Origin of the sequence: Calothrix anomala FACHB-343, assembly GCF_014696435.1 — a bacterium.
In the GTDB taxonomy this organism is placed as follows: domain Bacteria; phylum Cyanobacteriota; class Cyanobacteriia; order Cyanobacteriales; family Nostocaceae; genus Aulosira; species Aulosira anomala_A.
Genome location: NZ_JACJQG010000029.1, coordinates 15,090 through 26,002 on the forward strand (window position 1 = coordinate 15,090; position 10,913 = coordinate 26,002).

Here is a 10,913-nt window from a genome sequence, read left to right on the forward strand (position 1 = left end):
AAAAGGACGGGGCTTTAATCCCAGTTTTTCGTTAAAGGATGAAGGATTGAATTTTTATCCTTCATCCTTCATCCTTATCCCCCAATTCCCAAACGCCCAGCCAAGCCAGGTGTCAGGGGAAGCAGGGTGGTAATCATTAAAAATAGCGCCAACAGCCCTAAAGCCGCCCTTGCATCATCGGGTTCGCTAATTTCATTCAAGCTGGGGCGTTCTAAATCCCGTTGTAAAAACAGAATTAAAATTGCCCAATACATTGCCAAAGGATTGGCAAGGGATACAATACCCAGCAAAATCAAAGTTGCTAAAGTCGCTCTACCTGCAGTTTTACGTCCATAAATTGCTTGGACAATGCGCCCACCATCTAATTGTCCGGCTGGCATTAAGTTTAACGCGGTGATGACTAACCCCAGCCAACCAATCACCACTAAAGGATGAACGTTTACCAAAGGTGAATGTAAAGCCGAACCAAGGACAACTCGCGCCAAGCTACCGACTAAAATTGAACCTTGGAAAAACTGATTGGGAATTTGAAATAAACTGCCGGGATGAGATAGCAACAAACCAACAATCAGCATTAACAATGAAACTATACCACCAGCCGCAGGCCCCGCCAAAGAGATATCAAATAAGGCTGTGCGGTTAGGTAAGAGTGACTCAAAGCGAGTAATTGCGCCAAAAGAGCCGATTTGCACTGCTGGGAGAAAGAACGGCCAGCTAAGGCGGACTTGGTGACGTTGAGCCAGTACCCAATGACCAATTTCATGGGCTACCAAAATTGTTAATATGCCAATACCTATGGGTAAAGTTTCTACTAAGCGTTGTGTTTGTGCTAATAAATCAAAACCCAGGAGTATTCCCGCAGCTTCCAAACTGGTAGTGATAGTGGCGATAAATAGGATACCCGCAAATACTTTTTGGGGTAAAGATGTAGGGCGCGGATCGTTGCGACTAGGGAGGACAATGACTACAGGCTTACCATCTGTATTTTCTACCAAAAATAACCGATAGCGATCGCCTATACGCTCCTGTAAACTTTTACTCAAGCGAGTGTGGATTTCTTGCGCTTCTCCCCGCAAGTTACCTTTAAAAATTACGCCTTCCTGGTAGGGGATTGTTTCTGTCGCAAAAAATGTGTCAATCCCAAAAATCCCTTTAATTGCACTCAAATCATCTTCGGGAATTGACACCACCTCAATTTTTATTTCCCCAACTCCCACAGGAGTTTGAGAAACTGGTGTGGTATTACCTTCAGATGAAGCTTCAGCTGCTAACCGTTGGTTTGCTCTTTGCTTAATGAGTTCATCTTGTCCGGCTGAACGCAATTGCTTTCCTAAATAGACATACAATCCAGCCGAACCTACTACCAAAAACAATATACCCACTATGTTGATGTAAATTCCGGCGGCAAACAAGCCAAAAAACAACAGCCAAGGAGCCATCAACACCACCGACTGTAACCAGGCCAAGATTCCCAGCTTACCAAAAGGTCTAGCGCGATAAAAGCCCCAACCCAAAATGCCAAAAGCTACCAGGACAATTGTTGTAACGATAGAAGTTTCTGATAGAGTAAACATCTCCCAACCTTTGATTTTGAGACCGAGCTAGTACAGCTGCGGTATTGCAGGTACATTATTTAATCTATAACGCCGTCTGTGGCTTACCCAAGTTTTAATCAGAATTTCTGCTTTTTCGCTCAGAGGTTAGGGTTTAGGGGCTAGGGGCTAGGGGCTAGGTGTGAGGGGAGAGAGATTTTAATATTTGATTGTGGGTTTTTCCCTAATACCAATTTAAATAGTTTTTGCGGCACATCAATTCAGAATATTCTAGAGGGCATGGCAGTGCCATGCCCCTACCATCTGTTACATTCTTTATTTTTAATTTTTATAACAACAAATCATAAAAATTTAGCAAAATTAAAACAGCAAAAATGCAAAATCAAAAACTATTATTTTGATTTTGCATTTTAACTTTAGGCGATAAATTTGTTAACTAAACTTCTAGAGAGGTAATCCCGGTAATCCTCGTAAATGAAGACTTGAGATTATTGCCAAGCTCTGTCATATTGAACAGGCCAGAGTTTATCATGTCCTAGCTGTTTTGCTGCTAGATGCGGCCAGTAAGGATTGCGCAATAATTCACGACCTAACAACACAATATCAGCGCTACCTGTACGAATGATTTTGTCTGCTTGTTCTGGTGATGTAATTAAGCCAACTGCGCCTGTATCAATATTTGCTTCGCGGCGGATGCGTTCAGCAAACTGAGTTTGATAACCTGGTTTTAGCGGAATATTAATACCCGGTATAATGCCACCGGAGGAGCAGTCTATTAAATCCACTCCTAAAGATTTGAGTTTATCGCTTAAAGCCACACTTTGCTCGATATCCCAACCTTTGTCTACCCAATCAGTTGCAGAAATCCGCACAAATAATGGATGTGTTTCCGGCCAAACTTCGCGTACACCTTGAACGATTTCTCTAAGCAATCGGGTACGATTTTCAAAGCTACCACCATAATCATCGGTGCGAGTATTAGCCAAGGGTGAGAGGAATTGGTGTATTAAATAACCGTGCGCTGCGTGAATTTCGATGACTTTGAACCCAGCTTGTAAAGAACGTTGAGCAGCTTTGACAAAAGCATCGGTAACTTGTTTAATACCATCAATGGTCAAGGCTTCTGGTATGGGACTATCTTTACTAAATGCGATCGCACTACTGGAAACTAAAGGCCGCCAACCTTCCTGATTTTCATCTAAAAATTTTCCTCCCTTGCTGGGTTTGGCTGTGCTGGCTTTTCTTCCCGCATGAGCCAGTTGTATCCCTGCTACAGCGCCAAAATTATGAATTAATTCGACAATTTGAGCTAAATTTTCAACATGTTCATCTAACCATATTCCTAAATCTTGGGGACTAATGCGTCCTCTTGGTTCTACTGCTGCTGCTTCTGTTAAAACTAAACCAGAACCGCCGACTGCGCGGGAAGCTAAATGTATTTTGTGCCATTCATTAGCATAACCGTTGGTACTGGAATATTGACACATCGGTGAAACGGCAATGCGGTTGCGAAAATTAACTTCACGAATCCTGAATGCTTCAAACAATTGTGCCATTTTTATAGATTCCTTCTCTTGCTAGGTGAAAGAAAGTAGTAATAGATTTACGCAGTAGACTTCAGTTGCTAACAATTCTCTAGATGTTTGCTGCTACCTACTGATTGAGGTGAGCAAAGCAATAAATAACAGAAATAATCTGAGATTATAAACATAATTACACAGCAATAATCTACATCTGTAAGTGCCAAGAGTATGAATCTAGTACCCTACAGATGAGAGATTAGGCATAAAGACTTAATCAAGCAGCCTTTGACAGTTAGTAGCTAGCTGAAGATGCAGATATAGTGCTTCATCGCTAGAATCGGCATCCCTGCTACTCCACTCATAAACTGAGTTCTAATATTCAAGTTATTACAAAATTTGCCAATAATAGATAAATAGATTATGTAATTAAAAATCCTCCTCTATTGTGGGTGATTCTTTGATAGAAATATGCAACTAATTCAATCATTATTCCACAATCTCATATTTTTATCATCTGTTCAATACTTGATGAATACTGAGTCTAAAAAATCAACTTCTTCTTAAGATTTTTGTAATTTTCTCAGCAAGCTATTTATCAATTTTTCTTGTATTCAAAAGCTATTCAATTGCTGAAAAATCAGCTTAGGTATATTGAAAATTAATGAGCAAGTAAATTTTAAAAATCTAAATTTATCGTAAATAAAAGGGTTTAAGACCCCTACGTCTATACGTAGTATCATTTTCAGTCGGGGTTTAAATCCCCGTCTGAAAATGTCTTTAATTTTGAATTTTGAATTTTGAATTTTGAATTGTTAATGATTATGTGATGAGGAACACAAATTTTGGTAAATTGATTGGGCACTTAGGCAAGGTTAATTCGTCATAAATATACATCATAGATAAATCTAGGCTATACAGTCATGTAAAACCAGAGATTTTCTGACAAAAAAATATAATGTTATAGGTAATTTTTAGGATAAAAACGTGAAAAAAGCAATAATTATCAAGACAATCCTCGCATCATTGGGATTTTTAACTTTTTTAAGCCCAAATCAGGCTTCAGCACAATTAATCCCCCAACCTTGGGTTTCTGTGGGTGGTAATGATGGCGATGTTACCTATGCTGTGGGTGCGAGAGCGTTAAATTTAGGCGTGGAAGTAGGCGTAGGGCCTGACGGTTCTACAGGCGTAGATGTTTTAAAATTTATCAGTCTCCCTGTAATATCTCCTTATGTCGGGTTGGGGTATTATTCTGAAGATAAAGGCGTTGCTGTTTCTGGTGGCGTTCAGGTAGGCGCTACAGATCATGTTTTTGTGGGCGCTGGCTACAATTCTGTGCGCGGCTTTAATGGACAGTTAGGGGTAAGATTTTAAATTAATATAGAGACGCGATTAGAGGATGTTTTAAAAGTCCTGTCGTTGGTAGCAAAAAGTTTTAGATCCCCCTAAATCCCCCTTAAAAAGGGGAGGCAGTGCGTTGGGCGGGTTTCCCGACTTGAAGCAACTGCCGTGGACTTTGATTGTATTTCCCCCCTTTTTTAAGGGGGGTAGGGGGGATCGAAGAGTATCTAAAATCACAGCCAAAAACTTTTCAAACAACCTCTTAATTGCGCAATAATTATTAGGGTTTTAAGAAGTTAATGTGATCGCCATCTTGATTTGCTAAATCTTCGTAGGTACCTTGAATTTTCACTTTTCCTTGCTCTAAGAAAATGATCCAATCTGCTCTTTGGATCACTCTGGGGCGATGGCTGATCATAATTGTGGTTTTTCCCTGACGCGCAGCTATTAATCTATCGAGAACTTCGGCTTCGCTGATGGGATCTAATCCAGATGTGGATTCATCCATAATTAGCACGGGTGGATTGTTAATAATAGCTCTAGCTATTGCTAACCTTTGTCTTTGTCCGCCGGATAGGTTAGCACCAAATTCACCTAAAATAGTTTGATATTTATCTGGTAATTTACTAATAAATTCATCGGCTCCCGCAATTTGACAAGCATAGACAATTTCCTCAAAAGTAATATTTGGGGAACCAAGGCGAAAATTTTCGACAATCGAACGACTCCAAAAGTGAGCATCTTGGGGTACTAGTATAACCTGCTGGCGTAGACAATCTAGGGCTAAATCTTGTAAGTTAAATGCACCAATGCGAATGTTACCTGATTTATAAGCATATAGCCCAGAAATTAATTTAGCTAGGGAACTTTTACCACATCCAGATTTACCAATAATGGCTGTGGTTTTTCCCCCTGGAATTATTAATGAGAAATCATCAAGTAAATCTACTCTACCAATGTGATGAAATACTAGTTCAGATAAAGTAATATCCGCATCATCACGAATTTGGGCATAAGCTTTATTATCAGTTTCGTCAATTTCTGCTGTTGTATCAATCACTTCTGATAAACGTTGAGTAGCAGTTTTCACCCGCATGAATTTATCAACGAAGTTAATTAAACCAGTAATAAAGTTGAGAAAATTGCCACTCGTCGTATTAAAGGCGATTAATTGTCCAATAGTTAGTTCTCGCCCAATTACTAAACTGCTACCAAACCACAGCAAAACAATACCGCCTACCCCAGAGATGAAAGTCGAAAATGTGTTGTTGGTAATGCCAATTTGGGCAGTACTATATATTAATCTCGCCAAGCGGCTAAAACGACTTTGCAATTCTTCCCAAAATTGCTGCTGTGCTGTGGTAGTTTTGAGCGTTAAAGCACCTTTAAAAGTTTCTACTAATAATCCCTGATTTTCTGCATCTAACACCATAATGCTACGAATTTTCTGTTGCATAACGGGTAAAAAAATCAGGGTAGTCATGCTACTAATTACAGATAGAATCAGCACGACTATCGCCAATTTCCAGCTATAGAACAGCATTAAACTTAAGGAAATTAAGGCAATTAAAGATTGACTGGGTAAGGTAACGACAGATTGCGCTACTAATTGATTAATTTGTTGAATATCTTGTAAGCGACTAACAATTTCTCCACTGCGGCGGGATTCATAATAGCTTAAGGGTAAGCGGAGAATTTTTCGCCCAAACTCCATGACTAAAGTTAATTCTAGACGTTGGGCAAATTGGGTGACGAGGTTAGCTTGAATTAAACTGAGGGTACTACTAACAATTGTCATAGCGATAATTGCGATCGCTAATCCTCTAAGTAATTGGGTATCGCCCCGAATCAGCACATCATCGGTGAGAATTTGAATCAGAAACGGTGATGCAAGGGAAAGTACACCAAGAAATAAGTTAATCAGCAAAGATTCAAATAAAATTCCCCGATAAGGCGCAACACGTTTGTAAAATCTACCAAATCCACTGATTTTATCTTCCGGTTGTTGGTAAAAGCGTATCGGATCGGGTTCCAACAACAGCATAATGCCATCATTCCAACCTGCTAGTAACTCCTGCTTGGGGATGTAGCGAATCCCCACCGCCGGATCTGCAATGACGTATTTTTTACCATGTTGCCCGTAAAGAACTACATAGTGATAACCTTTCCAGTGGATAATCGCAGGTAAAGGTAGCTCGTTTAGCCTATCCACAATGGCGGGTGAAGCCTTCACCGAACGGGTATTAAAGCCTAAAGCTTCCGCCCCTCGCTTTAACCCTAGTAATGTTGTTCCCTGCTTACCAGTACCGATAAATTCCCGGATACGGTTGAGTGCAAATATTTTCTGATAATACTTAGCAATTGTCGCCAAGCAAGCCGCTCCACAATCTTCTTCACTATGCTGTAAAACGCTTTTGTATTTCATAGATATAACGTGAATAGCACCTGTGATTTCAATAGGGTTCGGTTTTTTTGTGCGCTCTCTGTGTCTGGTGTGGTTTTTAAAAGATTTATTGAACCGCAGAGGCGCGGAGAACACAGAGGTAAGAAATTAAAAGGGATTTTTTTGCTGGTTCTTATCCCCTACAATGCCCAAAAGTAGAGTTAAAGCAACACCTAGTGGTCTGTCCCATTAATTTTGAGGGGTAAAAACGAACCACGAAGACGCGAAGGGCACGAAGAAAGAGGTAAAGAAGAGAATTAAAAAATGATTCACCTAGCAAAGATGACTTGTCAGAGTACTAGCTGAAAGATAGAAAATATTTGTGGTGGGTAATCTAAACACAGAGCTAAAAAATATACTGTGATATTGCACCCGCATGGTTAACCCATCTAGCCCAGAGTTTCAGAAAAAACCGCAATCTGCTAATCAAGAATTTGTCATTCCTTTGAATAGCGATGAATTTATGCCCCCGATTAGTCGTTGGGCTACTTTGGGTGGGGTTTTTTTGTTGGGGGGAATTGTTATAGCTGTTGGGATAGCAGCTGTGACACCATTTCCTGTGGTTGTGCGATCGCCTGCTGTGGTGCGCCCCAATGGTGAGGTAAAAATTATCCAGGCGGCTGCGGAAGGTACAATTAACAAGTTAGATGTAGCGGAAAATCAAAAAGTGAAACGAGGGCAAGTAATTGCACTGATTGATGATTCTCGCTTGCAAACCCGCAAACGGCAGTTAGAAAGCAGTATTCAGCAAAGTTATCAACAAATTCGCCAATTAGAGGCGCAAAGAGTAAATCTTAACTCGCAAATAGCGGCAGAGCAAAATTTAATGAATCGCACTACTGCATCTGCACAATCTGAGGTAGTTCGCATTGAGCGCGAGTATAAAGATAAAAAAGCGATCGCGCAACGAGAAGTAGAAGAAGCCCAAGCCAATGTCGCTGCTACTCAAGCTGAGTTTACAGCCTTTGAACGTGCAGGGAAAGAAGGGGCGATTGCAATGGTGCAAGTGGAAAGCAAGCGCCAAAACTACATAGCTGCAAAAGCCAGGTTAGAACGGGCGAAAACCAGCCTTAACCCAACTGCGGCGACAATTGCGATCGCGCAACAACAAATCGCCCAAGCCGAAGCCAGAGGAAAATCAATTCTAGCTACCCTGCAAAAAGATAGAGAAGCCTTAACACAACAAAAAGTCCAGTTACAAACGCAAATTGATAAAGATAGTAAGGAACTCAAGCAAACTAGCGATGACTTGCAAGATACTGTGATTCGTGCGCAAGTGGATGGAACCATTTTAAAGCTAGGCTTGCGCAACCCCGGACAAGTAGTCCGCCCTGGCGACACTATTGCCCAAATTGCCCCAGAAAACACTAGCTTGGTAATTAAAGCGCGGGTATCTCCCCAAGATATTGGCACAGTGCGCATTGAACAACGGGTGAATATGCGCGTATCTGCTTATACTTACACAGATTATGGCACTTTAGCAGGTAAAGTGACAGCGATCGCAGCAGATGCGATTACCGAGCAAAATCCCAACCCAGCTACAACGACTGCACCCTATTTTGAGGTGACAATTCAACCAGAAAAAACTTATTTAATCAAGAGCGATCGCCAATATACAATTCTTCCAGGAATGGAAATACAAGCAGATATTATTTCGCAAGAAGAAACAATTTTAACTTTTATTTTGCGCAAAGCCAGGTTATTAGTAGGGGTTTAAGTCGGTTGGCGTAATGAAAATACTGGCAAGGGCTGTCATTAGTCAGAGACGCGATAACCCTTGTCTGTACAATGGTCTATTTACGTTTGGTAATATCGGTTGGTTTTTTGATTAAAAATCTCTTATTTCTCTGTGTTCTCTGTGTTCTCTGCGGTTTAAAAAAATTGATCTAATACCAATTCCAGAAACAAATGAGACAGATGCGTAGGTTGGGTTGAACGGAGTGAAACCCAACAATTACATGGCTTTGGGGTGTTGGGTTTCGTTCCTCAACCCAACCTACATCCACATCATATTTTTTGTGAAATGGTATAACCACAGAGACGCAGAGTACGAGAGCAAAAATTACGAATTACGAATTACGAATTACGAATTATTTCACCCAACCGCTTGAATCCACTCTTTCACAAAATATTCAGTCCAGATACCATTTTGCCAATAAGGATCGTTTTCAACTAACTGGCGTACAGTGGCTTCGTCTTCAGCTTCATAAATACCAAAAACTTGTGTCACATCTTTCGTAGGCCCTATAGTAATCAACACGCCAGATTCTTTTTGTTTAGCTAATCCGTCTAAATGGGCTTGGCGATAAGGGGCACGTTTTTCTAAAACGTCTTCACAATAACTTCCGCACATGATGTATTTGGGCATAACAAATTCGAGATGAAATGACAAAATTAGGCTTGATTAAAAGCCAAAAAAATGAACGGCATTTTGCAAATATCTGATATTTTCAGAAATTTATGCCGCATTCATCATATTAAACTAACAAGAGCATCTCACTTTTAAGCTTTTAGGACTTACGCACCGAACACAAAAACCCTCACAAGGGTGGTCAAAAGTCAAAAGTCAATGGTCAAAATTCATGTTTTTGGACTATTGACTATTGACCATTGACAAAAAGCATGAAAAATATCTGACACTGCGTAAGTCCTAGCTTTTACAGGCCTAGATGAATGTTCAGGCTGTCTAGTATAGTCAAAAATCCCAGTTAGCCCTATCAAGCAATGACTTCAGTAGAAAACATCTTCCACAACGCTTGCAAATAGGGGATTAAAGTATGATTTTCTGCTGGTGTAAGGTGAGTTTCTATTTCTTGCTTCAGCAAAACCAACATTTGACGCACGAGATCCCAGTCTACGTTTAATCTGGGATAGAGCATGATACACAAGGGAAATAACTCTTCTTGGACTGCGCTGATGTTTCCTTCTAAAGCACACACCCATAGGTATACTTGAAACATTTCCACATCGCGAATGCTGGAGATTTTCACCAATGGATCGCTTAAATTACCAGAAAAACAACGGTAATTGGGATAGAGTTCTATTATCTGTTGAAAAATCTTTTTGGCAATTTGTGTACTCACTGGTAGCAGCTTGCGAACTGCGGACATGATGGTTGAATCATAATCATGTTGAGCTGCGGCTTCATAAGCACGTTGTAGGGGCATATATAAGTGATCGTCAATCACTTTAAAGTATGCACCAATGAGCGATCGCTCTATTGGCTCTAGCAGTTCTAACAACATTTGGCTGGTGTAATGAAACTGCATTGTCACAAAGCCAATCACTCGCGGATCTTGACTGGTATATTTTTTTCTCATTGCTCCGATATCGCCACCAACAACTGTAGCTAGCTGGTTAGGCGCAATTTGTTCGGTATAAACTTCTAATGCTTGCTCGTACAGGGGACTACCTGCTTGTGCTAATTGCATCACCGCAGCCAAAGGTCGCAAGGTAGCTTTTTGATTGTATATTTCCAACGTTTTTTGATAGATATTAAACGAATCTCCCGCTATTTCCCAAGGATTGATGAGGTTGGGATTTATGGAATGTAATTTAACTTGTTCTGCTAATAGTGCTTCTGTTTGATTCCACGCTTTAGCACTAACACTGCGTAATGACTCTAAAATTTTTTGCGCAGTTTTTGCTCTACCTGCTGATGATACTATTGCAGCTAAATTCTGCGTCTTTACACCCTCTGCATAGTTAGCATCTGGCTGCAGGTTCTGCACATATTTTTTAGCCCATTGGTGGGCTAAAGATTCCACACCACTTTGATTGTCTATATCAGAAACTGCTGCTAAATCGGTAGATACATTGGTTTGCATAAAATTATGTTGGGATATTGTTTGCTGACAATCAGTTCTTGAAGGTTGGTTTGATGTTTTATTTTAATCTGTTGTAATAAATTGTGAAAGAGTCTTTGATGAGCTTCAGATAAGTTTTATTATATGGGCTTTTAAAGTAAAGTCTACGTTTGGTTAATGAAGCAGAACTTCTAGAAACCTCAAAATATTAGTTAGTTAGTAAATCTATTTAAATAAAAATACTGGA

7 protein-coding genes are annotated in these 10,913 nt (G+C 40.2%); 2 read left to right on the forward strand and 5 right to left on the reverse strand.

The features are described from left to right. Positions 1-74: 74 nt before the first annotated feature. On the reverse strand, positions 75-1,574 hold the full coding sequence (locus H6G08_RS17655) for a site-2 protease family protein (protein ID WP_190545238.1): 1,500 nt from the start codon (positions 1,572-1,574) through the stop codon (positions 75-77). A gap of 467 nt (positions 1,575-2,041) precedes the next feature. Then, complete coding sequence (gene namA, locus H6G08_RS17660; protein ID WP_190545240.1) at positions 2,042-3,109, reverse strand: NADPH dehydrogenase NamA; 1,068 nt, start codon at positions 3,107-3,109, stop codon at positions 2,042-2,044. 951 nt (positions 3,110-4,060) lie between these two features. Here namA and H6G08_RS17665 point away from each other — a divergent pair. Next, on the forward strand, positions 4,061-4,450 hold the full coding sequence (locus H6G08_RS17665; RefSeq protein WP_190545242.1) for a hypothetical protein: 390 nt from the start codon (positions 4,061-4,063) through the stop codon (positions 4,448-4,450). Positions 4,451-4,697: 247 nt separating this feature from the next. Here H6G08_RS17665 and H6G08_RS17670 read toward each other — a convergent pair whose 3' ends face one another. Next, positions 4,698-6,842: a peptidase domain-containing ABC transporter gene (locus H6G08_RS17670; RefSeq protein ID WP_190545244.1), complete on the reverse strand. Its 2,145-nt coding sequence runs from the start codon at positions 6,840-6,842 to the stop codon at positions 4,698-4,700. A gap of 394 nt (positions 6,843-7,236) precedes the next feature. Here H6G08_RS17670 and H6G08_RS17675 point away from each other — a divergent pair, with 394 nt between their 5' ends. After that, positions 7,237-8,577: a beta-barrel domain-containing protein gene (locus tag H6G08_RS17675; protein WP_190545246.1), complete on the forward strand. Its 1,341-nt coding sequence runs from the start codon at positions 7,237-7,239 to the stop codon at positions 8,575-8,577. A gap of 378 nt (positions 8,578-8,955) precedes the next feature. Here the strand turns inward: H6G08_RS17675 and H6G08_RS17680 are convergent, their stop codons facing one another. After that, the gene (locus tag H6G08_RS17680) at positions 8,956-9,228 is read right to left on the reverse strand and encodes a YciI family protein (protein WP_190545248.1); all 273 of its coding nucleotides are present in this window, start codon (positions 9,226-9,228) and stop codon (positions 8,956-8,958) included. 349 nt (positions 9,229-9,577) lie between these two features. After that, on the reverse strand, positions 9,578-10,687 hold the full coding sequence (locus tag H6G08_RS17685) for a bilin-binding protein (RefSeq protein ID WP_190545251.1): 1,110 nt from the start codon (positions 10,685-10,687) through the stop codon (positions 9,578-9,580). Between the last annotated feature and the right edge of the window lie 226 nt (positions 10,688-10,913).